At 68.0% G+C, this 22,035-nt stretch carries 19 protein-coding genes; 6 read left to right on the top strand and 13 right to left on the bottom strand.

What is annotated here, in order from left to right; genetic code table 11:
* Nucleotides 1-173: 173 nt before the first annotated feature.
* From LTL01_RS14320 to LTL01_RS14300, 5 genes are all read right to left on the bottom strand, one after another.
* The gene (locus LTL01_RS14320; protein ID WP_236969043.1) at nucleotides 174-629 is read right to left on the bottom strand and encodes an NUDIX domain-containing protein; all 456 of its coding nucleotides are present in this window, start codon (nucleotides 627-629) and stop codon (nucleotides 174-176) included.
* A gap of 148 nt (nucleotides 630-777) precedes the next feature.
* Nucleotides 778-2,343, bottom strand: coding sequence for a site-specific integrase (locus LTL01_RS14315; protein WP_236969042.1), 1,566 nt, complete (start codon nucleotides 2,341-2,343; stop codon nucleotides 778-780).
* Nucleotides 2,336-2,680, bottom strand: coding sequence for a helix-turn-helix domain-containing protein (locus tag LTL01_RS14310; RefSeq protein WP_236969041.1), 345 nt, complete (start codon nucleotides 2,678-2,680; stop codon nucleotides 2,336-2,338). The genes LTL01_RS14315 and LTL01_RS14310 overlap by 8 nt, the downstream gene beginning before the upstream one ends.
* Nucleotides 2,677-3,792: a tyrosine-type recombinase/integrase gene (locus LTL01_RS14305; protein ID WP_236969040.1), complete on the bottom strand. Its 1,116-nt coding sequence runs from the start codon at nucleotides 3,790-3,792 to the stop codon at nucleotides 2,677-2,679. The genes LTL01_RS14310 and LTL01_RS14305 overlap by 4 nt, the downstream gene beginning before the upstream one ends.
* A 757-nt stretch (nucleotides 3,793-4,549) precedes the next feature.
* Nucleotides 4,550-5,275, bottom strand: a complete 726-nt coding sequence (locus LTL01_RS14300) for a hypothetical protein (protein WP_236969039.1) — start codon at nucleotides 5,273-5,275, stop codon at nucleotides 4,550-4,552.
* 87 nt (nucleotides 5,276-5,362) lie between these two features.
* Here LTL01_RS14300 and LTL01_RS14890 point away from each other — a divergent pair, with 87 nt between their 5' ends.
* Nucleotides 5,363-6,283 carry an AEC family transporter gene (locus tag LTL01_RS14890; RefSeq protein WP_236969038.1) on the top strand — a complete coding sequence of 307 codons (921 nt, stop codon included), beginning with the start codon at nucleotides 5,363-5,365 and terminating at the stop codon, nucleotides 6,281-6,283.
* A 113-nt stretch (nucleotides 6,284-6,396) separates the two neighbouring features.
* On the top strand, nucleotides 6,397-6,954 hold the full coding sequence (locus LTL01_RS14290) for an HdeD family acid-resistance protein (protein WP_053548685.1): 558 nt from the start codon (nucleotides 6,397-6,399) through the stop codon (nucleotides 6,952-6,954).
* A 75-nt stretch (nucleotides 6,955-7,029) separates the two neighbouring features.
* On the opposite strand, the gene dxs is transcribed toward LTL01_RS14290, so the two are convergent.
* The 5 genes from dxs to dut all read right to left on the bottom strand — a co-directional run bounded on the left by dxs (nucleotide 7,030) and on the right by dut (nucleotide 13,882).
* Nucleotides 7,030-8,985: a 1-deoxy-D-xylulose-5-phosphate synthase gene (gene dxs, locus LTL01_RS14285; protein ID WP_236969037.1), complete on the bottom strand. Its 1,956-nt coding sequence runs from the start codon at nucleotides 8,983-8,985 to the stop codon at nucleotides 7,030-7,032.
* A 99-nt stretch (nucleotides 8,986-9,084) separates the two neighbouring features.
* The gene (locus LTL01_RS14280; protein WP_308195193.1) at nucleotides 9,085-11,919 is read right to left on the bottom strand and encodes an aconitate hydratase; all 2,835 of its coding nucleotides are present in this window, start codon (nucleotides 11,917-11,919) and stop codon (nucleotides 9,085-9,087) included.
* A gap of 135 nt (nucleotides 11,920-12,054) precedes the next feature.
* Nucleotides 12,055-12,750, bottom strand: coding sequence for a DUF3159 domain-containing protein (locus tag LTL01_RS14275; protein WP_236969046.1), 696 nt, complete (start codon nucleotides 12,748-12,750; stop codon nucleotides 12,055-12,057).
* Nucleotides 12,751-12,836: 86 nt separating this feature from the next.
* Nucleotides 12,837-13,433 carry a DUF3710 domain-containing protein gene (locus tag LTL01_RS14270; RefSeq protein WP_236969035.1) on the bottom strand — a complete coding sequence of 199 codons (597 nt, stop codon included), beginning with the start codon at nucleotides 13,431-13,433 and terminating at the stop codon, nucleotides 12,837-12,839.
* On the bottom strand, nucleotides 13,430-13,882 hold the full coding sequence (dut, locus tag LTL01_RS14265) for a dUTP diphosphatase (RefSeq protein ID WP_236969034.1): 453 nt from the start codon (nucleotides 13,880-13,882) through the stop codon (nucleotides 13,430-13,432). Before dut ends, LTL01_RS14270 begins: the two co-directional genes overlap by 4 nt.
* A gap of 12 nt (nucleotides 13,883-13,894) precedes the next feature.
* Between dut and LTL01_RS14260 the strand changes: the two genes are divergently transcribed.
* Nucleotides 13,895-14,380 (top strand): DUF3093 domain-containing protein, encoded by a 486-nt coding sequence (locus LTL01_RS14260; RefSeq protein ID WP_236969033.1) that lies wholly within the window; start codon nucleotides 13,895-13,897, stop codon nucleotides 14,378-14,380.
* On the opposite strand, the gene LTL01_RS14255 is transcribed toward LTL01_RS14260, so the two are convergent.
* Nucleotides 14,358-14,648, bottom strand: coding sequence for a DUF4193 domain-containing protein (locus LTL01_RS14255; protein WP_053548679.1), 291 nt, complete (start codon nucleotides 14,646-14,648; stop codon nucleotides 14,358-14,360). The genes LTL01_RS14260 and LTL01_RS14255 overlap by 23 nt on opposite strands.
* A gap of 221 nt (nucleotides 14,649-14,869) precedes the next feature.
* Here LTL01_RS14255 and sepH point away from each other — a divergent pair, with 221 nt between their 5' ends.
* Nucleotides 14,870-15,901, top strand: coding sequence for a septation protein SepH (sepH, locus tag LTL01_RS14250; RefSeq protein ID WP_236969032.1), 1,032 nt, complete (start codon nucleotides 14,870-14,872; stop codon nucleotides 15,899-15,901).
* 3 nt (nucleotides 15,902-15,904) lie between these two features.
* Here sepH and LTL01_RS14245 read toward each other — a convergent pair whose 3' ends face one another.
* Nucleotides 15,905-17,014, bottom strand: a complete 1,110-nt coding sequence (locus LTL01_RS14245; RefSeq protein WP_236969031.1) for an alkaline phosphatase family protein — start codon at nucleotides 17,012-17,014, stop codon at nucleotides 15,905-15,907.
* A gap of 66 nt (nucleotides 17,015-17,080) precedes the next feature.
* Here LTL01_RS14245 and LTL01_RS14240 point away from each other — a divergent pair, with 66 nt between their 5' ends.
* On the top strand, nucleotides 17,081-19,534 hold the full coding sequence (locus LTL01_RS14240; RefSeq protein WP_236969030.1) for a DNA gyrase/topoisomerase IV subunit A: 2,454 nt from the start codon (nucleotides 17,081-17,083) through the stop codon (nucleotides 19,532-19,534).
* A 28-nt stretch (nucleotides 19,535-19,562) separates the two neighbouring features.
* On the opposite strand, the gene LTL01_RS14235 is transcribed toward LTL01_RS14240, so the two are convergent.
* Nucleotides 19,563-21,638, bottom strand: a complete 2,076-nt coding sequence (locus LTL01_RS14235; RefSeq protein ID WP_236969045.1) for a DNA gyrase/topoisomerase IV subunit B — start codon at nucleotides 21,636-21,638, stop codon at nucleotides 19,563-19,565.
* Between the two features lie 165 nt (nucleotides 21,639-21,803).
* Here LTL01_RS14235 and LTL01_RS14230 point away from each other — a divergent pair, with 165 nt between their 5' ends.
* A complete protein-coding gene (locus tag LTL01_RS14230) occupies nucleotides 21,804-22,028 on the top strand; it encodes a DUF7455 domain-containing protein (protein WP_053548674.1) in 225 nt (74 codons plus the stop codon).
* Nucleotides 22,029-22,035 lie beyond the last annotated feature (7 nt).

The raw sequence follows: 22,035 nt of genomic DNA, 5'->3' as shown, positions 1-22,035 counted from the left end.
ATGTCCGAAGAGCCGGTTATGGCGCAATGCTCATGACCGCTGATCAGGTGCGTCGCTTCCGCGCCGCAATCGATGAGTCGCGACGACCGGCGCATTCGCATCTGATGCGAACATGTCAGAGTTTGCTGGGGACCCGCGTTACCCGTTTTCTCACCAACGTCCGCGAGTTCGCGTCACGATCGCGCTGCGTCTTGAAGAACTTGGCCGATCCATTCGTGTCGGTCGAGGGCGTCAAGGTCGGCGAGTTCGACCCAGCTCGTTTCGATGAGTTCTGCCCGTTCGAGTGCGAACCTGTCGCTGGACAGCGAGCAGGCGTATGCGATCGTGACGTAGCCGACACGATCCCCGTTGGGATACGCGGCCTCCAGGGGCGGCCCGCCGTATGCACCGACGATGCCCTCCACCGTCGCATCGACGCCGAGTTCTTCGCGCACCTCGCGCCGGACGGCATCTGCTGGCTGCTCGCCAGGCTCGATGCCACCGCCGACGAGGCTCCACCGCTGTGTGTCACGCTGCCGTGCGAGGAGGAACCGATCGCCGTCGCGGATGACGGCCGTGACGGCTGGCAGCAGCAGAAAGTCGGTTCCGACGCGATCGCGGAGGCCTTGGACATAGTCGGATGCTGGCACGGCCTCGACACTATCCCGCAGCTACCGCTCGCTGACTAGGCTCCGCGGCCGTTCGGCAGGCGGTCGGGGGAGCGATTGCAAGAAACGCAAACGGGTAACGCAACTTCGGCTGGGAAACTGCGTTACCCAGATTCGCGGCAATTCTGGCTCAGCCGTTCGTTCGATCGTGGTTTCGCCCCCGCTTGAGGTCGACGTAGTCGCTCATGCGGGTGCCTGTCCGGGCGGCGTGCTGGGTGATGACCGCAGGGCTGTAGCCGAGCAGGTTGATGAGGGATCGGGCGTCGACATCGTGGACGAGGTCGCGAAGCGTGGCGTTGCGTGCGCGCTGTGCGTCAATTCCCAGAGCCTTGAGATGGGTCGACAGCGTTCCAGGGTGCAGGTGGGCTCCCGCTCTCGTCCCGGGAAACAACCAATCTGTGGAGGTGTTGGTGGTTTGCTGATTCGAGGGCCGTTGAGCGTGGCGCCAGAACAGTTCGGAGATCGCTTCGGGCACTGCGGCCGGTCGCGTTCCGAGCAGGATGGTCATTCCTGTCGGGCTTTGTTGCAGGTGATCGCTGCGAAGCATGACGATCTTGTTCAGTGGGTGAGCCCAGAGCAGCAGGATGAGGCCGGCGACGCGGAGCGATATGCCGACGCGTTCCCATTCGAGGCAGTTGCGCACGAGCGCGATCCGCTGGGTCTGGGTGATCATGGGCACCGACTTCGCGTCCCGATGCGGAGCGTCGAGGCGGCGGCTGGGACTGGATCGTTCGTGGTTGAGCCAGCGGACGTAGTTCCGGATGTGTTTGCGGGTGCTCGGGCCATCTGCGAGGTAGTCATCGACGTAGGCCTGGGTCAGGCTCGCGGCGTCGACGCCATGGGTGTCGGCAAGCCAGATGAGCAACTTCGCGGCTTCGGTGATCTCTTGTTTGGCAGCGTGAGTCACGGTCTCCAGATTCGCGGCGGGGTCAGCTGCGCGCTTGCGGAGGCGGTTCAAGTGGTGCCAGGTGGCGAACCGCTCGATCGCGGTGCGGGTGCTGTCGTCCGGCAGCGCATCGAGCTTCTGGGACAGCCACCGTTCGAAGCGGGCAAGCGGTTCGGGGCCTCGTTGCGGCAGCATCCCGTGGTGCATGAGCAGGGCGCGCAGGTGTTCGGCCGCGGTGGATCGGGCGAGCTTGTCGAAGGCGTCGTGTCGGATCGCGAGGCGTCGCTCTCCGATGGCAGTCAGCAGCTCACGTGTTTTCGCCCCACGCGTGTAGGTGTAGATGCTCTCGGGGCGCTCGGCGTCGGCGAGCACGCGGATGAGGCGATGCAGGCTGATGTTGTCGCCCGGTTGCAGCAGCGCGGTGAGGTCTTCGGTGACGACGCAGCGTGCGCAGTTCCCGGCTCGAAAGCGTTCGGCTTCGCGGCCGCATCGGGCGCAGACGAGTTGGGTGGTGATGCCGGCGCAGTGTCGGCAGATCGGCTTGCCTTGCTTGTTGCGGCCGGGGAGCATCCGGTCGGGCTCGAGGCAGTCTGGGCAGGTGCCGAAGGTGTGGGTGGCGGTGGTGAAGCAGATGCCGCAGATGGCGCCGTCGGGCCACCGGACGCGGATCTTCGCGACGTCGGTGCGGTGGCAGCGGTCGCAGGTCAGGTCACCGACCGAGCGGGGGCGGCCGCGTGCGGGCGGTTCGGCGGCGATGCGGACTGTGGGCGGTCGAGTAGAGCCGTTGCCGCCGGTCGCGGGTCTACTCATCGTCGTCGTCGACGATGCGGGCGCGGACCGGTCGGTAGTCGCGAAGATCGGGGAGGTCGTCGCCGGAGGCCTTGCGGCGGTGGCGGACTGTTTTCGCGTCGGCGGCAGTGTAGGTGATGAGGTCGTTGGGGGTGACGTCGAGCGCGTCGCAGAGCGCGACCAGCATCTGGAAGGAGATCCGTTCCGGGTCCTGCGACACGATCCGCCAGATGGCGTTCGGGGTGAGCGTGATTCCTCGCTCCTGGAGCAGGGGAGCGAGCTGCTTGGCGTTGAAGATGCGGCGGCGAGCCATGACCTCCCGCACCCGCCAGGTGTAGGTGATCTCGCGTCTGGTCATGGGGTGCTCCTGTCGTCGTTGCGCGGCCGGCGTGCCGCCGCGAGGGTGCGGTCGTGGGCGCGCTCGAGCGCGAGCCGCTGGTAGTCGGGGGAGGGGAGGGAGTAGATCGAGGTGGTCGAGGCGTGCTCGTGGCCGAGCTGCATCTGCACGAACGTCACGTCGAATCCCTCGCCGGTGATCAGGTGGGTGGCGTAGGCGCGTCGGAAGGAGTGCAGGTCCAGCCCGGGAGGGAAGCCGAGCTCGTCGACCAGCGTCCGCAGCTTATGGATCAGGTGCGTCTCGGAGAGCAGACCGCCGGTGCCGGTGGGGAAGAGGTCGGTGACGGGGTAGCCGTAGCGGGGGAGCCCGCGTTCCACCCAGTCATGGATGGTGTCGGCAGCCCACTGCCAGACGGTGAGCACGGTGCGCACCTTCTTCGCGGAGCCGCGGTGCGATTTACCCCACCGCACCCGGAGCACACCGTGATCGCCAAGGTAGGGCGCGCGGTTGTTTCGGGAGAAGTCCACCTGCTGCAAGTGGCGGAGCTCGTTGACCCGCAGCCCCCAGCCGTAAGCCGTCTTGAACGCGACCGAGTCTCGCCATGCCGCCAGAGCGCCACGCCGACCGGAGTCGAGAATGCGGTGCACCTCGAGGTCGGCGAGATCGAAGAACTCCTGCAGCTCGCGCTGCGTGAAGGGCCGTTTCGCCGGCCGCGCGTCGGTCGGGTGCGCATGGGTGACCTTATTCAGCTCGGTGACGATCTGCCCGAACACCCGCCCGAACAGCGTGGCCGCCTGCTCCGACCAGTCGTAGCGGGGGTCGCAGGCGTAATCGCAGAACAGTTTGATCGCGCCCTGGTAGGAACGCACCGTCGAGTGCGAGAGATTGCGGACGCCGCGGGCATGCGAGAAGAAGTCGTCCGCGTCCGCCATCGTCCAATCCCACGGATAGTGGCCGGTGAAGTCCACCATCGCCAGCACCAGCCGCCGACGACTGCGGATCGTGGCGGCGGAGAAATCCTTCGCGCGCTGCTGACGCTCCCACCCGTCCAGCACGCTCGCCAGGAACATCTCCGGATCGGGCGCCTGTCCACCGAACGGCGCGAACAGCACGTTCTCCGGACCATCTGCCATCGGCGCTCCCGACCCCTCAAGTCGATTGCGAGTTTCGCACACAGATTGCGAGAACCGCAATCATCGTAAGAGAAACACCAGGTCAGGCGCGGGTCAAGGGGCGGCTGTACGTACACATCTCAGCACAACGCGACCCACCGCGGGCAAGCAGCGTGATGGGTGAGAATACCTGGTCAGGTTAGCTTTCAGGGGAGCGCGTCGGGTGATACCCGTTTCTGCAGTAATTGCGAATCTCGCAAATAGTACAAGTTCAAGCTGACATAATGTGCATTATCGGCAATTACGATCTTCTCGGGGTGACCCCGATCGGGGTCGTCATCCGTCGTGCCGAACTCCTCTGATTCGACGCGACGCGTCGCGAGACCGCGGCGTCCCTGCCGCGGGTGCGCCGGATCTGAGGAGTTCGGCACAGGGCGCCCGCGGCGGGCCGAGCGCGCCGGACCGGGCTGCACCGAACGCAGCTGAGTCGGATGTCGGGCTTCGCGCCGGACCCAACTCCTCCGAATCGCCCGGTTTCCCGGTCCCCTCGATGTGGAACCGATTCCATCCAGTGGGAATGAGGAGTTAGGCGCGGGCGGGGCGGACCATCCGGGCGTCGGTGATGGCGGGCGCCCCGGGGTCGGACTTCTCCGTGCCGTCCAGGACGAACCCGTTCCTCCGGCATCGCTCTCAGGCGACGCAGGATGGCTCATCCACTCCGAGAGGTCGTCGAGGTCGTCCGCACCGCCCGGGTGCGCCGTCCCGGACGGCGGCGTGATCACGGGGAGTCCGCGACGGCCACCTCGAAGGTGACCGTGACCTGCGATGACGGCGTGTCGACGGTGATCTTGGCGGACGAGAGCGCGCCGTTGTGCTGGACGGGCTCGATCGCGGCGGAGTACTGATCGGCGCCCTCCTCGCGCGATGCGGCGGTCAGATCGTCCTGCAGGGCTGCGACGTCGGCCGCCGTGAAACCCCATCGCTCTGCCACGGAATTCAGGTAGGGGAAGACGGTGAGCCACGCGCCATCGCTGACTCGTGAGAGCTCGATCGAATCCACCCGTCCGTCGGTGGTGGTGACGGTGAAGGACCGGACGAGGTCCATGCTGAAGACGCCGTCCCCGCCCAGGATGATCGCGGTGACCGGCACGATGGGTTCGAACCGCTCGCTGCCGTCGGCGGGCAGGCCGAGCTCGTCCGCAGGCAACGCGTCCTCCGTGACGCGGATCTTCATCAGGCCCTGGCGGCCGATGTAATCGATCCCCGCGCCGGTGAAGATCGACATCCCGTCCGCTGCCTCCTGATCGGCGGATGCCGGGCGATCGGCGTCGATCCACCAGGAGTTCTGCATGGCGACCGCCGCGACGACGAATCCCACGCACAGCAGAGCCACGATGGTGATGGGTATCCAGGACAGCAGCTTCCGTCGCGAACGGCGTCGCGCGATGATGCGGGTCGAGGACGCGGCACCGGGGGGCCGCGTCGCAGGCTCGGTCGTGGTCATCTCGTGTCTCCGCGCTCAGAATCGGCTGGTGGGGGCGAGGAGCGTGCGGCAACCCTAACAAACCTCTCGACTCTCTAGGCTCGAAGGGTGTGCGAGTCGCTCACGGGATTCGTCGTCGTCGGTGTGGCGATCGTCGTCGGATGGATCATCGGCCGCATCGATTTCCTGGGAGAGCATGCGCGTCCGGTCCTCGCGCGTCTGACGTTCTTCGTCCTCTCCCCCTTCCTGCTGTTCGTGGTGCTGGCGCAGGCAGACGTGCGCACGCTGTTTTCCGCCCTGCTCCCGGTGTCGCTGATCGCCGCCGTCGCAGTGATCGCCCTGCACGCGGTGATCGCGCGTGTCATCTGGCGCCGGAGCGTCGGTGAGACGGTCATCGGCGCACTGTCGGCCGGGCAGGTCAACTCCAACAACATCGGCCTCCCGCTCTCGCTCTACCTCCTCGGGAGCGCCGCCTTCCCCGCGCCGGTGATCCTCATGCAGCTGCTGCTGTTCACCCCGGTCACTCTTGCGATCCTGGATGCCGCGACGTCCGCACGATCGTCCTGGCGATGCACGCTCGTCCGAGCGATCACGAATCCGCTGGTGCTCGGATCCGCACTCGGCGCGTCCGTCTCCGTCAGCGGCGTGCCGCTTCCCCCGGTCCTCCTCGAGCCCGCGGTCCTCATCGCCAACGCCTGCGTGCCGGTGCTCCTCATCTCCTACGGGATCTCGTTGCACGGGCAGCGCGTGCTCGGCGCGCCTGGGCGCCGCCGCGACGTGATCCTCGCGAGCGGTCTGAAGCTCCTCGTCATGCCCGCCGCGGCGTGGGCGGTGGCGGAGTTCGTCTTCGGGCTGTCGGCGCAGGATGTGCTTGTCGTCGTCGTGCTCGCGGCATTGCCCACCGCCCAGAACGTGTTCAACTACGCGCAGCGGTACGATGTCGGCGAACCGATCGCCCGAGACACCGTCTTTCTGACGACGATCGGCTGCATCCCCGTGCTTCTGGCTGTGACGCTACTCCTCGGGTGACCCCTCCCCCGGCGTCACACACGGATATCATCCTGCGCGGCTGAGGGAAAGCGTTGAACCGCGGGTCTACAATGCAACCGACCCTTCCCAGGGAACTCTCAGAAAGGACGGACATGTCCATTGAATCAACGGTCGAGAAGTCGGCCGTCAACGGAATTCGCACGGCGCTCGGAATCGGCGGTGTCCTCGCGGTCATCGTCGGCATCCTCATCCTCGCCTGGCCGGGCAAGACCGCAATGGTCGTCACCGCCATCATCGCGATCTACGCCATCGTCGCCGGTCTCGTCTACGCGGGGCTCGGCATCTTCGCCAAGACGAAGGGCGGCTGGGCGCGCGTCGGCCACATCGCGCTGGGTGTGCTGTTCATCATCGCGGGTGTCGTCGCGCTGTTCAACCTCGGTCAGACGACCGTCTGGCTCGCGTTGTTCCTCGGCATCCTCGTCGGCATCATGTGGATCGTCGAGGGGATCGTCGCGCTGTCGACCCTCGGCGACGCCGCATCGAAGGGGTGGTCGATCGCGTTCGCCATCCTGAGCATCATCGCCGGTCTGGTGCTGCTGTTCTCGCCGATCTGGGGCGCCGTCGTACTCTGGTGGCTGATCGGCATCTCCCTGATCGTGCTCGGCCTGATCAACATCATCCGGGCTTTCACATTCAAGGGCGCCATCTGACGCGCAAGATAACGAGAGGGCGGGTGGGGAAAGCCGGATCGGCATCCCCCACCCGCCCTCTCGTGCGCGGGGTGGTCAGCGCGGTTGCGCGTCGCTCCAGTGCGGGACGTCGCCGACACCGTCGGCCTCGGCGGATGCCCGCGCGACCGGGATGCGCGTCCCGACGACCTGAGCCACGACGTCCTGGGCGATCTTCGCCGCAGTGAGCCCCGCATCTTCGAGGATCTGCTCGCGGCTGGCGTGGTCGATGAATTCGTCCGGCACACCGAGCTCGTCGACCGCCGTGTCGACGCCGGACTCACGGAGAACCTGGCGGACACGCGTACCGATACCTCCGACGCGGATGCCGTCCTCGATCGTGATGACGAGCCGGTGGCGGGCGGCCAGATCGACGATCGACGGCTGCACCGGCACCACCCAGCGGGGGTCGACGACGGTGGCGCCGATGCCCTGGGCGCGTAGCCGCTCGCCGACCTCGACAGCGACGTGGGCCATCGGTCCGATGCCGACCAGGAGCACGTCCTCGGAGTCGCCGCGGGCGAGCACATCAACGCCGTCGTGCAACCGCTCGATCGCGGGAAGGTCCGCGCTCACGCTTCCTCGAGGGAAGCGGACGACGGTCGGCGCATCCTCCACCGCCACCGCTTCGCGCAGTTCCTCGCGAAGCCGCTCGCCATCCCGCGGAACGGCGATCCGGATGTGAGGCACGAGCTGGAGCATGGCGAGGTCCCAGATGCCGTGATGGCTGGGGCCGTCGGGACCGGTGACGCCGGCCCGGTCGAGGACGAACGTCACACCGGCGCGATGGAGGGCGACATCCATCAACACCTGATCGAACGCACGGTTCATGAAGGTCGCGTAGATCGCCACGACCGGATGGAGGCCGCCGTAAGCCAGGCCCGCGGCCGAGGCCACTGCGTGCTGTTCGGCGATGCCGACGTCGTAGACGCGATCGGGGAACTTCTGAGCGAACGGCAGGAGTCCCGTCGGGCGGAGCATCGCGGCGGTCATGGCGATCACGTCAGAGCGGTCTTCACCGACGGCCAGCAGCTCGTCCGCGAACACATCGGTCCACGCGGGTGCTCCCCCACCGCCCAGCGCGACGCCGGAGACGGGATCGATCTTGCCCACGGCGTGGAATTGGTCGGCTTCGTCCTTGCGGGCGGGCTCATAGCCGCGGCCCTTCTCCGTGATCGTGTGGACGATGACCGGGGCGCCGTAGCGCCTGGCCTGCTCGAGTGTCTCGATGAGCGCCGTGAGGTCGTGTCCGTCGATGGGCCCGAGGTATTTTATGTCAAGGTTCGAATACAGATCGCCGTTGTTCGTGAAGCGCGACAGGAACCCGCGGGTTCCGCCGCGGACACCGCGATACACCGCACGGGCGGCCGGGCCGAGCTTGCGGAAGAGGTCGTCCGACCCGCGACGGAGATGACGGTAGGTCTCTCCCGTCCGGACGCGGTTCAGATAGCGGGCCATGCCGCCGATCGTCGGGGCGTAGGAGCGACCGTTGTCGTTGACGACGATGACGAGGTTGCGGTCGTTGTCGTCGGAGATGTTGTTCAGCGCCTCCCACGTCATTCCGCCCGTGAGGGACCCGTCTCCCACGACGGCGACGACGTGGCGGTCTTTCCGCCCGGTGAGGGTCATGGCGCGGGACACGCCGTCGGCCCAGCTGAGCGAACTGGACGCGTGGGAGGACTCCACCACATCGTGCGGGCTCTCGGACCGCTGCGGATAGCCGGCCAGTCCCCCACGTGCGCGAAGGCCCGAGAAGTCCTGGCGCCCCGTGAGCAGCTTGTGCACGTAGGACTGGTGGCCGGTGTCGAAGATGACCGGATCCTCGGGAGAGTCGAAGACCTTGTGGATCGCGATCGTGAGCTCGACGACTCCGAGGTTCGGACCAAGATGCCCACCCGTGCGCGCGACGTTCTCGATGAGGAATGCACGGATCTCGTCGGCGAGATCGACGAGCTGGTCCTCGTTCAGGGCATCCAGATCACGAGGTCCGCTGATCGATGAGAGCAACGACATGGCGAGCTCCTTTCCGCCCCCGGGCGGGGTCGTCCCAGTGTAATGGCCGGGAAAGGAAAAGGGCCGGGCCTCGACGGCACCGGCCCTTTCCCTCACGGATCAGACGAGCGACCGGAGAACGTACTGCAGAATGCCGCCGTTGCGGTAGTAGTCGGCTTCACCGGGGGTGTCGATGCGGACCGTCGCGTCGAACTCGACGGTCTCCTTGCCGGCGGGCGAGAACTCGCTCGGTTCGGCGACCACGCGCACGGTCGTCGGGGTGACACCCTCGTTGAGCTGCTCGAGACCGGTGATCGAGATGATCTCGGTGCCGTCGAGGCCCAGGGACTTCCAGCTCTCCCCCGCGGGGAACTGCAGCGGCACGACGCCCATGCCGATGAGGTTGGAGCGGTGGATGCGCTCGAAGCTCTCGGTGATGACGGCCTTCACGCCCAGGAGACGCGTTCCCTTGGCCGCCCAGTCGCGCGACGAACCCGAACCGTACTCCTTGCCGCCGAAGATCACCAGGGGCGTCTCCTGCGCCTGGTAGTTCATCGACGCATCGTAGATGAACGACTGGGGGCCGCCCTCGAGGGTGAAGTCGCGCGTGTACCCGCCCTCGATGACTTGACCGTCGTTGACCGCCGCGACGAGCTCGTTCTTCAGCCGGATGTTGGCGAAGGTGCCGCGAATCATCACCTCGTGGTTTCCGCGCCGCGAACCGTAGGAGTTGAAGTCCTTCTGCGCGACCCCGTGCTCCGTCAGGTACTGCGCCGCCGGGGTGCCGGCCTTGATGTTGCCGGCCGGGCTGATGTGGTCCGTCGTGACGGAATCCCCGAGCGCGGCCATGACGCGCGCGCCGCGGATGTCGCTCACCGGGGTGAGTTCCATCGTCATGCCGTCGAAGTACGGCGCCTTGCGCACGTAGGTCGAATCCTCGTCCCACGCGAAGACCGGCCCGGTGGGAGTGGGCAGGTTCTTCCAACGCTCGTCGCCTTCGAAGACGGTGGCGTACTGCGTGATGAACTGCTCACGCGAGATGGAGGAGTCGATGATCTCCTGCACCTCGTCGGGCGCCGGCCAGATGTCCTTCAGGAAGACGTCGTTGCCGTCGGCGTCGCGACCCAGGGGGTCGGTCTCGAAGTCGAAGTGCATCGAGCCCGCCAGCGCGTACGCGACCACGAGCGGCGGCGACGCGAGGTAGTTCATCTTCACGTCCGGGCTGATGCGCCCCTCGAAGTTGCGGTTGCCCGAGAGGACCGCGGTCACGGCGAGGTCGTGCTCGTTGATCGCGGCGGAGACCTCTTCGATGAGCGGCCCCGAGTTGCCGATGCAGATCGTGCAGCCGTAGCCGACGGTGTAGAAGCCGAGTCCTTCGAGATCCTTGTCGAGGCCCGACTTCTCGTAGTAGTCGGTGACGACCTTGGATCCCGGGCCGAGCGTGGTCTTCACCCACGGCTTCTGCTTCAGGCCCTTCTCGCGCGCCTTGCGGGCGAGAAGACCGGCGGCGATCATGACCGACGGGTTCGACGTGTTCGTGCAGGAGGTGATCGCCGCCAGCGTGACCGCGCCGTTGTCCAGGGTGTACGGGGAGCCCGTCGGGGGCGTCACGCGCACAGGGTTGGAGACATCCGCCGGTGCACCGCTGGAGATGTGGACCTCGCGGGTCTCGCTCTCTTCGTCGCCGGGAGCGGCGCCGGGGTCGGATGCCGGGAAGGAGTGCTTGGATTCCAGGTCGACGATGTCGTTGGACACGGAGGGTGAGGCGTATCCCACGATGTCCTTCTCGAACTGGGCCTTCGCCTCGGAGAGGAGGATGCGGTCCTGAGGACGCTTCGGCCCCGCGATGGAGGGGACGACCGTGGAGAGGTCGAGCTCGAGGTACTCGCTGAAGACGAGTTCGCGAGACGGGTCGTGCCACAGCGACTGCGCCTTGGCGTAGGCCTCGACCAGCGCGACGGTCTGCTCGTCGCGACCTGTCAGGCGCAGGTACTCGAGCGTCACGTCATCGATCGGGAACATCGCGGCGGTCGAGCCGAACTCCGGGCTCATGTTGCCGATGGTGGCGCGGTTCGCCAGGGGCACCGATGCCACGCCCTCGCCGTAGAACTCGACGAACTTCCCGACGACCCCGTGCTTGCGAAGCATGTCGGTGATGGTGAGGACGACGTCGGTCGCGGTGACGCCGGCGGGGATCTCCCCGGTGAGCTTGAAGCCGACGACCCGCGGGATGAGCATCGACACGGGCTGGCCGAGCATGGCTGCCTCGGCCTCGATCCCGCCGACGCCCCATCCGAGCACACCGAGGCCGTTGACCATCGTCGTGTGGGAGTCGGTGCCGACGCAGGTGTCGGGGTAGGCGCGCAGGACGCCGTCGACGGAACGGTCGTAGACGACCTTCGCGAGGTGCTCGATGTTCACCTGGTGGACGATGCCGGTGCCCGGGGGGACGACCTTGAAGTCGTCGAAGGCCGTCTGGCCCCATCGCAGGAACTGGTAGCGCTCGCCGTTGCGCTCGTACTCGATCTCGACGTTGCGCTCGAGCGCGTCTTCGCGGCCGAAGAGGTCGGCGATCACCGAGTGGTCGATCACCATCTCGGCGGGCGAGAGGGGGTTGATGCGCTTGGGGTCGCCACCGAGGGCGGTGACGGCTTCGCGCATGGTCGCGAGGTCGACGATGCACGGCACACCCGTGAAGTCCTGCATGACCACGCGGGCGGGGGTGAACTGGATCTCTGTGTCCGGTTCGGCCGCGGCATCCCACGATCCGAGAGCCTGGATCTGCGCCTTCGTCACGTTCGCACCGTCTTCGGTGCGGAGAAGGTTCTCGAGGAGGACCTTCAGGCTGAACGGAAGCTTCTCGTAGCCCTCGACCGTGTCGATGCGGAAGATCTCGTAGTCGGTGCTGCCGACCGTCAGGGTGCTCTTCGCACCGAAGCTGTCAACCGTGGACACGTCATGTCTCCTTCGTCGGCGGCGGGACGGCCGATGGGCCGGCTCCCCCATCTTCCTCCGCTCGGATCCCGGCTGCCAGTGAGGTTCGCCTTAGAACGAGCGGAGCGTATTTATCTTGATGTCAAGATAAATGTATCACTTGGGCTGTGCGGGGTAGAGAGCACGGACGGCGAGCCAGGTGACGGCGACCATCGGGGCGAACAGTGGAATCCCCATCAGGAGCTTCGCCGTGCCGAGCGCCGTCACGTCGCCGGCGAAGTACAACGGCACCTGCACCAGCAAGCGTGCGGCGAAGAGCGCCGCCCACCCGATGGAGAGCCAGAAGAACGTCCGACGCTTCCGCCGATCCTGGCGCCATGCGGTGCCTTCGCCGAGCAGGAACCCGGCGGCGAGGCCGATCAGCGGCCACCCCACCAGCGCCGATACGGCGAACGCGCCCCCGTAGACGCCGTTGGTCAGGAATCCCCAGAGGAAGTTGTCCTCTGCGCGTCCGGTCCACAGTGCGAGTGCGGCAGCGGCAGCCGCTGCGATCAGGCCCCCGAGCGCCGCCGAGGGCGGCTGCTTCTGCAGCAGACGGGCCAGGGTGAACACCGCCGCCGATCCCACCGAGATCGCGAGGGCGAGGACCAGGTTCTGGGTGAAGGTGAACAGGACGACGAAGGCCAGACTCGGCAGCACCGATTCCAGGATGCCGCGCCAGCCCCCCATGGCGTTCCACACGGCGTGCCGCGTGTCCTCGGTGGAGTTCGGATCGAGCCCGGCCCTTCGGGCGGCGTCACCCAGGGCGGCGCCCAGCACCTCCGAGGCGCGTGGGGCCGGCGGCGGCGTCATCCCGGGTGCGCCCTCGTCCACGCGGGGGATGTCCGCGGGAGCGGCGTCGCCGGTCGCGCCGACGCGGGGGTCGCGGTCGGGATCGGTCACGCGGAGCCCGGGGTCGCCGGCATGCGGAGTGGGATGAGATCGCGCGGCGGCATCGGCGTTCCTCCGCGGACGACCACGATCGACCGGAACAGGTCCTCGACCTTGGCGGCGGCGTCGACATCCGCCGTCGCCGCGCCTCCGATGACACCCCGGAGGAACCAGCGCGGTCCGTCGACGCCGACGAAGCGCGCGAGGCGCTTGCCCGCGGCGCCGTCGGCGCCCGCGACGACGGGGACCTCGGCGAGGAGTTCCGGTCCGAGCGGACCTTCCCTCTCCTCGACGCGTCCACCCTGCTGGCGGATCTGCGTCCGGATCTGCTCGCGGGTCTCCTCCCACAGTCCCTGGGATCGCGACGCGGCGAAGGGCTGCACCTGCAGGGTCGAGTCCGCGTAGTCCAGACCGACCGCGACGATCCGCTTGGTCTGCTCCTCGACTTCCAGTCGCAGGTTCAGGCCTTCCCGCGGGAGGATCTTGATTCCGCCGAGGTCGATGTAGGGACGGACCGGGTTCGCTTCGCTCTCGTCGAAGGGTCCGGCCGACGCGCGGTCACCGGATGCCGGGACCAGGTCGCCGGCGGAAGTGGGATCGGTCATCGGAATTCTCCATCCTGGGTGTATCCGGTCGAGCCGAAGCCTCCTGCGCCGCGGACGCTGTCGGGGAGCTCCTCGACGGGAAGGAACTGCGCCCGGGCGACCGGCATGACGATCAGCTGCGCGATGCGATCGCCGACCGAGACGTCGTAGGGGTGCTCCCGATCGGTGTTCAGGAGCGTGACCATGATTTCGCCACGGTACCCCGCGTCGACGGTTCCCGGCGCGTTGACCACGGTGATGCCGTGCTTGGCGGCGAGTCCGCTGCGGGGGACGACGAACGCCGCGAACCCGTCGGGGAGGGCGATTCGCACGCCGGTGCGGACCAGTGCGCGGTGTCCGGGGTCCAGGCGGACCGCCTCCGCGGACACGAGATCCGCCCCCGCATCGCCGGGGTGCGCGTAGCGCGGCGGCTCTGCCGCGATAATGGGGATGTCCACCGTTGAAGTCACCCATCGAGGGTAATGCAGAAGCACACACAGAGCATCGGCGAAGGCGTGTACCGCGAGAGGCTCACGCCGTCGTTGTGGATCCTCGTCTCCGCGGCCGTCGTCGCCCCCATGGCCTCACTGGTCTTCGTTCCGATCGACACGACCCTCGCGCTGATCGCGGGGCTCGCCGTCGGTGTGGCCGTCGTGGCACTGATGATCGCCGGTTCCCCGGTGATCGAAGTCCGTGACGGCGCGCTCCGTGCGGGGCGTGCGCGAATCGAGGTCCATCACCTGGCAGATCCGCGGGTGGACGAAGGTGAGGATGCGCGCCTCGCGCGCGGAGCGCGTCTGGCACGCGACTCATGGCATCTCATCCGCGGGGGGATCGATGCGACGGTGACCGTCGAGGTCATCGACCCCGACGATCCGACGCCGTCGTGGGTGATGTCGACGCGGACGCCGGACCGCCTCGCGGCGGCGATCCGTCACGCGCAGGTCAGGAGCACTCCCGGCAGATAGGACCGTCGGCGCTGTCGTGGTCGACCTGGGAGCGGTGCTTCACGAGGAAGCAGCTCGCGCAGGTGAACTCGTCCTGCTGTGGGGGCAGGACGACGACGTCCAGATCGAGGTCGGAGAGGTCGGCACCGGGGAGTTCGAAGCCCGAGGGGTTGTCGGCGTCCTCCACGTCCACCGCACCGGACATCTTGTCGGGAACGCGCTCCTTGAGCGCCTCGATCGACTCGCTGTCGTCCTCGGTCTTGCGGGGGGCGTCGTAATCGGTGGCCATGCGTGGACGTCTCTACTTCCGGGTGATTCTCTCGGGTGGGTCGCTGTGCGTGCCCTGACGGGCGGCCATAGTTTGCATGACCACGGTCCGATTCGCAAATGCGGGCCGCTCGCCGGCGGATGCTGCGAACCGATCAAACTCGCGGCGCGCGCAGGATATTCCCGGGCCCCCCGGAAGTGCGTGTCAGCATGGACCGACACTCTGATCGGAGGGGCTTCCGCATGGAACAGCTCAAAGTGATCGCCACGGAGGACGATCGCATCGTCCTGGCGAACGAGTCGGGCGACCGCTTCTCTCTCGCCATCGATGATGTGCTGCGCGCGGAGGTGCGTCGTGCCCGGCGCGAACGCGACCCCGATGCGGGTACGCCCCGCCCCAGTCCCCGCGAGATCCAATCGCACATCCGCGCCGGTCTCAGTGCGGCGGAGGTGGCCGAGCTGCTCGGCGCGCGGGTCGAGGATGTCGCTCGCTTCGAGGGGCCCGTGCTCGCTGAGCGCGAGCACGTCGTCGGACAGGCGCTCGCCGTGCCGGTTCTGCTCGGCAACGATTTCGACGGCGACGCGAACACCACGTTCGGTGCTGCGGTGCGCGCGAAGCTTGCGGAGGTCACGGCCTCCCGCGAGCGATGGACGAGCTGGAAAGAGCCGACCGGCTGGGTGGTGAAGCTGGAGTTCACGGCCGCCGAGATCGACCACGACGCACGGTGGGGCTTCGACCCCCGGCGCAGCACGCTCTCGCCGCTGAACGCGGATGCCATCCAGCTCTCGCGTCAGGGTCCACTGCCGGAAGGGCTCATCCCGCGACTGCGGGCGCTGGAGACGGCGCAGGCGTCGGCTGATGATTCGAAGTTCGACAGCGGAGCATTCGGACCTCGCCACCTCGACGCGTCGATCGCGTCGCCCGAGCTGCCCACCCCCGTCGCGCCGGCGGTGTCCAAAGCGGCGATCAAGAGAGCCGATGAGCCCGCGCTCACCTCGGCCGAGACAGCCGACCTGCTCGAGGCCCTCCGGCGACGCCGCGGCCAGCGCGAGCCGTTGCCCGCCGCGGAGGAGGAAGAGTCGCCTCGACCGCACGCTCCCGTGGCTCTTTTCGATGCCCTCGAGCCCGGGTACGAACAGACGGACGAGGATGCCGAGCCCGAGACGCCGCGCGAACAGGCCCCGTCCGCGGTCGCCGAGGGCGGGCGGCGCAAGGGGCGGACCTCCATGCCCTCCTGGGATGAGATCGTCTTCGGGGCACGATCCGAGGACTGAGGCTCAGGCGAAGGCGCCCAGCCTGACCAGAGGAACGATCCGTTCCTCGGAGGTCAGAGAGCCGTGCTGGCCCACCATCCGTTGCGGCGCCTTGTCATGGAGGCGATCGTCGTAGTACGCGATCGCGGAGCGCGCGGCAACGAGGACATCCCCGATCCGGGGCGCGACCGCGGCGTCGACGGGGCCGAACAACCCCGAAGCGATCGCTTCGTCCCGGGTCATCACCCATGCGCGGCTCGACTCGGCGTCGCGCCAGCGCCGGGCCACATCGGCGGCGGTGCCGGGTGGGGTGTAGAGGTGCAGCATCCGGGGCTCGCCGCCGATGTCCTCGACGTCGGTGAGCAGCTCGTCACCTTCCCCGAGAAGCACGTGGCGGTGGCGGGGGACGTCGATCATGCCGTGGTCGGCGGTGACGATCAGTCCGGTGGTCGGTGAGATGTCCCGAGCAAGATCGCGGACCACGGCGTCGACGCGCTCCAACGCCGCCGTCCACGCGTCCGATTCCCAGCCGTGCTTGTGCCCGATCGCGTCCAGGTCCGGTGCGTAGAGATAGACGAAGGATCCGGGATGCCGCGCCGCGAGTTCGGCCGCGCGTGCCGCCCGCTCCTCGAGGGCGCTCAGCGCTTCGACGTCCGCGTCGCCGACGGTGGCACGGGTGAATCCGCTTCCGACGTATTCCGGTCGCGTGACGACGAAGCTCCGCCGAGTCGCGGTGAGGGGTTCGGCGCGCTGCCAGTCGTCGGGCAACTCCCCCGCCTCCCACCCGCGGAGCTGGTTGGCGACGATTCCGGTCCCGGGGACACGGGTGCGGTAGCCGACGATCCCATGACGCCCCGGCGCGGTTCCGGTCAGCAGGCTCGTCAGAGCAGCCGCAGTCGTCGAGGGGAACACCGAGCGTGCGACATCCTTCTTTCCGCGGTGGGCCGAGAGGAAGCGCGCGTGCCCGGAACGTGCCCCGAGGTTCGCGGCGCCGAGGCCGTCGATGACGAAGACGATGGTGCTGGTGGCCGGGCCGAACCACTGGGAACGTCCGCCCAGAGCGGCCATGGCTTCCCGTGCGACATCGGTGAGGCTCCGGGCCGAAGAAGGGTCCGCGGGTAGGCTGAAGGACATCCGGGCCAGTCTCGCACACGCGTGACGCGGCCCCGTTCTTACGCCCGAGACCCGAGGCCTTCTGTCATGCCCGCATCCCGCACCGATTCGCCGCCGCCCGATCTCAGCCGCATCGAGGACGTCGATGTCTCGGCCGAGATGCAGGGATCGTTCCTCGAGTACGCCTACTCGGTCATCTACTCGCGTGCGCTTCCCGACGCGCGTGACGGTTTGAAGCCTGTGCAACGCCGCATCCTGTACCAGATGGCCGACATGGGCCTGCGACCCGATCGCGGCCACGTCAAGAGCGCCCGCGTCGTGGGCGAGGTCATGGGCAAGCTGCACCCGCACGGAGACTCCGCGATCTACGACGCCTTGGTGCGGCTGGCGCAGGGATTCGCCCTCCGGGTGCCCCTCGTCGACGGACACGGCAACTTCGGATCCCTCGATGACGGCCCCGCGGCGGCCCGCTACACGGAGGCGCGCCTCGCTCCCGCCGCGCTGGCGCTGACGGAGAACCTCGACGAGGACGTCGTGGACTTCATCCCCAACTACGACGGGCAGTTCCAGCAGCCCGAGGTTCTGCCTGCGGCGTTTCCCAATCTCCTCGTGAACGGCACGACGGGGATCGCCGTGGGGATGGCCACGAACATGGCGCCGCACAACCTCATCGAGGTGGTCGCAGCCGCCATCCACCTGCTCGAGAACCCGCACGCCACGTTGGACGAGCTGATGGAATTCGTCCCCGGCCCCGACCTCCCGGGCGGCGGCGTGATCCTCGGGGTCGACGGCATCAAGGACGCCTACGCCGGGGGGCGCGGGAGCTTCCGCACGAGGGCCAAGGTGTCGGTGGAGTCCCTCGGTCCGCGACGCACCGGGCTGGTGGTGACGGAGCTGCCCTATATGGTCGGACCCGAGCGCGTCATCGAGAAGATCAAGGATGCCGTGGGGGCGAAGAAGCTCACCGGCATCGCCGATGTGACCGACCTCACGGACCGCAACCACGGACTCCGCCTGGTGATCGGGGTGAAGACCGGGTTCGATCCGAACGCCGTCCTGGAGCAGCTCTACCGCCTCACGCCGCTGGAGGACTCCTTCGGCATCAACAACGTCGCGCTCGTCGACGGGCAGCCGCAGACGCTCGGGCTCAAGGATCTGCTCCGGGTGTATCTCGACCACCGGATTCAGGTCGTCACCCGCCGCAGTCGCTTCCGACTCGCCAAACGCCAGGCCCGCCTCCACCTCGTCGAGGGTCTGCTGATCGCGATCCTCGACATCGACGAGGTCATCCAGCTCATCCGCGGCTCCGATGACACCGCGCAGGCGCGTCAGCGTCTGATGGACGTCTTCGACCTCTCTACGCTCCAGGCCGATTACATCCTCGAACTGCAGCTGCGTCGCCTCACCCGCTTCTCACGCATCGAGCTGGAAGCGGAACGCGACGAGTTGAAGGCCGAGATCGCGGCGCTCGAAGAGCTGCTGGCGAGTGATCGGCTGCTCCGGGCGCAGGTCGCGCGCGAGCTCGAAGCCGCCGCCGAGGCCTACGGCACGCCGCGGCGGACGCTGCTCCTCAACGGCGGGCCGGTGCCCTCGCGGTCGCGAGCCGCCGCACCGGCCGATCTGCAGATCGCCGACGCGCCCTGCCGGGTGTACTTCTCCGCGACGGGACGGATGGTGCGCGCCGAGTTGATCGCCGACGCGCCGAACGGCGGCATCGTCCCTCCGGCCCGCCGCTCGAAGCACGATGCGATCCGGAATGCGGTCGACACCACCACCAGAGGTGATCTGGGTGCGGTCACGTCGTCCGGACGACTGGTGCGCTTCTCCCCCGTCGACCTGCCGTCGGTGCCCGGGAACTCGATCCAGATGGCCGCCGGGGTCCGCGCGGACCAGTACATCGGCGTGCCCGCGGGCGAGCACGTCGTCGCGATCGTGCCGCTCGTCGCGGACCCGGTCATCGCCCTCGGCACCCGGGACGGGGTGGTCAAACGGGTCGCGGCCGACGAGATCGCCGGCAAGCCGGACGTGGAGATCATCTCGCTGAAGCCCGGCGACGCGGTCGTCGGCGCCGCGCCCGCCGCCGATGGTGCGGAGCTCGTCTTCGTCACGTCCGATGCCCAACTGCTCCGCTTCGACGCGGCGTCGGTCCGCCCTCAGGGTCGGGCCGCAGGCGGGATGGCGGGGATCCGGCTGGGCGAGGGCGCTCGGGTGATCTCCTTCACCGCTCTCTCCTCGACCGAGGAGGCCGTCGTGGTCACCATCGCAGGGACGACGACGGCCTTGCCGGGCACGGATGCCGGCAGCGGCAAGGTGTCGGCGTACTCGGAGTTCCCGGCCAAGGGCCGGGCGACCGGCGGCGTCCGGGCCCAGCGGTTCCTTCGCGGAGAGGACGTGCTCACCCTGGCGTGGGTCGGAGTGGATCCGCGTGCGGTCGCGGCGGACGGGGCGGTGCGCGCGCTCCCCGACGTCGGCGCCAAGCGCGACGCCTCGGGCCAGCCGCTCGACGCGGTCATCGCCGCCGTGGGCACGGCGGCTCTCTGAGACGACGCCTGACCGCCGCGCGCGGCGGTCAGGCGTCGATCGCCTCGCGATCCAGGCGGTCCGCCGACGAGACGATGAAGTCGCGTCGCGGCGCGACCTCCGAGCCCATGAGCAGCTCGAACACGTTCATCGCGGCTTCGGCGTCCTCGACGCGGACCCGCCGCAGCGTTCGCCCGTTGCGGTCCATCGTGGTCGTCGCGAGCTGATCGGCATCCATCTCGCCGAGGCCCTTGTACCGCTGAATGGGGTCGTGCCACCGCTTGCCGGACTTCTGCAGACGCGCAAGCAGGGTGTGCAGTTCCTTCTCCGAGTACGTGTAGATTGTCTCGTTCGGCTTCGATCCGGGATTCATCACGATCACGCGGTGGAGCGGCGGGACCGCGGCGTAGACGCGGCCCGCTTCGATGAGGGGACGCATGTAGCGGAAGAACAGAGTCAGCAGGAGGGTCCGGATGTGCGCGCCGTCGACGTCGGCGTCGCTCATGAGGATGATCTTGCCGTACCGCGCCGCGTCGAGGTCGAAAGAGCGACCGGAGCCCGCGCCGATGGTCTGGATGATGGCAGCGCACTCGGCGTTGGAGAGCATGTCGCTGACCGACGCCTTCTGCACGTTGAGGATCTTCCCCCGGATCGGCAGCAGAGCCTGATACTCGCTGTTGCGGGCGTGCTTGGCCGTCCCGAGCGCGGAGTCGCCCTCGACGATGAACAGCTCCGTCTGGTCCACGTCACTCGTCCGGCAGTCGGCGAGCTTCGCGGGCAGGGACGAGGATTCGAGCGCGTTCTTCCGGCGCTGGGTCTCTTTGTGCGTCCGGGCGGAGATGCGTGCCTTCATCTCCGAAACGACCTTGTCGAGGACCAGGGCTGTCTGCGCCTTGTCGTCGCGCTTGGACGAGGAGAACCGTGCCGCGAGCTCCTTGCCCACCACGGTGGAGACGATCGCGCGGATGCCCGGGGTGCCGAGGATCTCCTTGGTCTGTCCCTCGAACTGCGGCTCGGGGAAGCTCACGGTGAGGACGGCGGTGACCCCGGCGAGGATGTCGTCCTTCTCCAGCTTCTCGCCCGCGCCCACCTTCAGGCGCCGAGCATTCTGAGCGACCTGATCGCGGATGACTTTCATCAGGCCCTGTTCGAACCCGGCCTGGTGCGTGCCGCCCTTGGGGGTGGCGATGATGTTCACGAAGGAACGCGTGACCGTGGCGTACCCGGTCCCCCAGCGAAGGGCGACGTCGACGATGCACGTGCGCTCCACTTCGGTGGGGACCATCGCGCCGGAAGGCTGCAGGACGGGCACGGTCTCCGTGAAACGGCCTTCGCCCTGCAGCCGCCACGTATCGGTGACCGCGGGGTCGGGGGCGAGGAAGTCGGTGAACTCCGAGATGCCGCCGTCGTAGCGGTAGCTGGTCTCGATGCGCTCGTCGCCGCGCTCATCGATGATCAGGATCTCGAGTCCCGGCACGAGGAAGGCGGTCTGACGGGCGCGCTGCTCGAGTTCGTCCAGGATGAAGGCGGCATCCCTGGTGAAGATCTGACGGTCGGCCCAGTACCGGATGCGCGTACCCGTGACACCCCGGGGCGCCTTCCCGACGACCCGCAGCTCCGAAGACTTCTCGAACGGCGAGAAGGGCGAATCCGGTTGGGGTCCTGCGAAGATGCCGGGCTCCCCGCGGTGGAAGGACATCGCGTGGGTCTTGCCGCCGCGGTCCACCTCGACGTCGAGGCGCTCGGACAGCGCGTTGACCACCGAGGCGCCGACACCGTGGAGTCCACCCGAGGCCGCGTAGGACCCTCCCCCGAACTTGCCGCCGGCGTGCAGCTTCGTGAACACGACCTCCACGCCGGTGAGGCCGGTGCGGGGCTCGACGTCCACGGGAATGCCCCGGGCGCGGTCGCGCACCTCGACACTGCCGTCCGCGTGGAGGATGATCTCGATCTTGTCGCCGTGGCCGCCGAGGGCCTCGTCCACGGCGTTGTCGATGATCTCCCACACGCAGTGCATGAGACCGCGGGAGTCGGTCGAACCGATGTACATACCGGGGCGCTTGCGGACGGCCTCGAGGCCTTCGAGCACCTGGAGGTGGTGGGCGGAGTACTCGGAGGTCACAATCGTCTAGATTATCCGCCGCCCCACCGGGGTCGGGGTCGACACGCATCAACGGCGGCGCACCGTACGCGCTCAGCGAAATGTGACCGCTACGCGGCATCCTCGAGACAAACCCGTGGTTGGATTCAGAGACTCGACGATCGACTTATTGCACGAGGAGGCACTGAGATGAACACGCTTTCGACCCCGACCGAGCCCGGTACCGTCCTCGAGCACCGCCTCACCGCCGCGGACCGTTGCGACTCCTGCGGCGCGCAGGCCTACATCGCCGCGGAGGTCAACGGCAGCGAACTGCTCTTCTGCGCCCACCACGGTCGCAAGTACGAGGAGAAGCTCCGCGCCGTCGCGACCTCCTGGCACGACGAGACCGCCCGGCTCCACGAAGCCGTCTGACGACCCA

The sequence above is a fragment of the Microbacterium aurantiacum genome (assembly GCF_021654035.1).
Taxonomy (GTDB): Bacteria; Actinomycetota; Actinomycetes; order Actinomycetales; family Microbacteriaceae; genus Microbacterium; species Microbacterium aurantiacum.
Note: the sequence above shows the minus strand (reverse complement) of the source record. Positions and strands in the feature narration are given on the sequence as shown.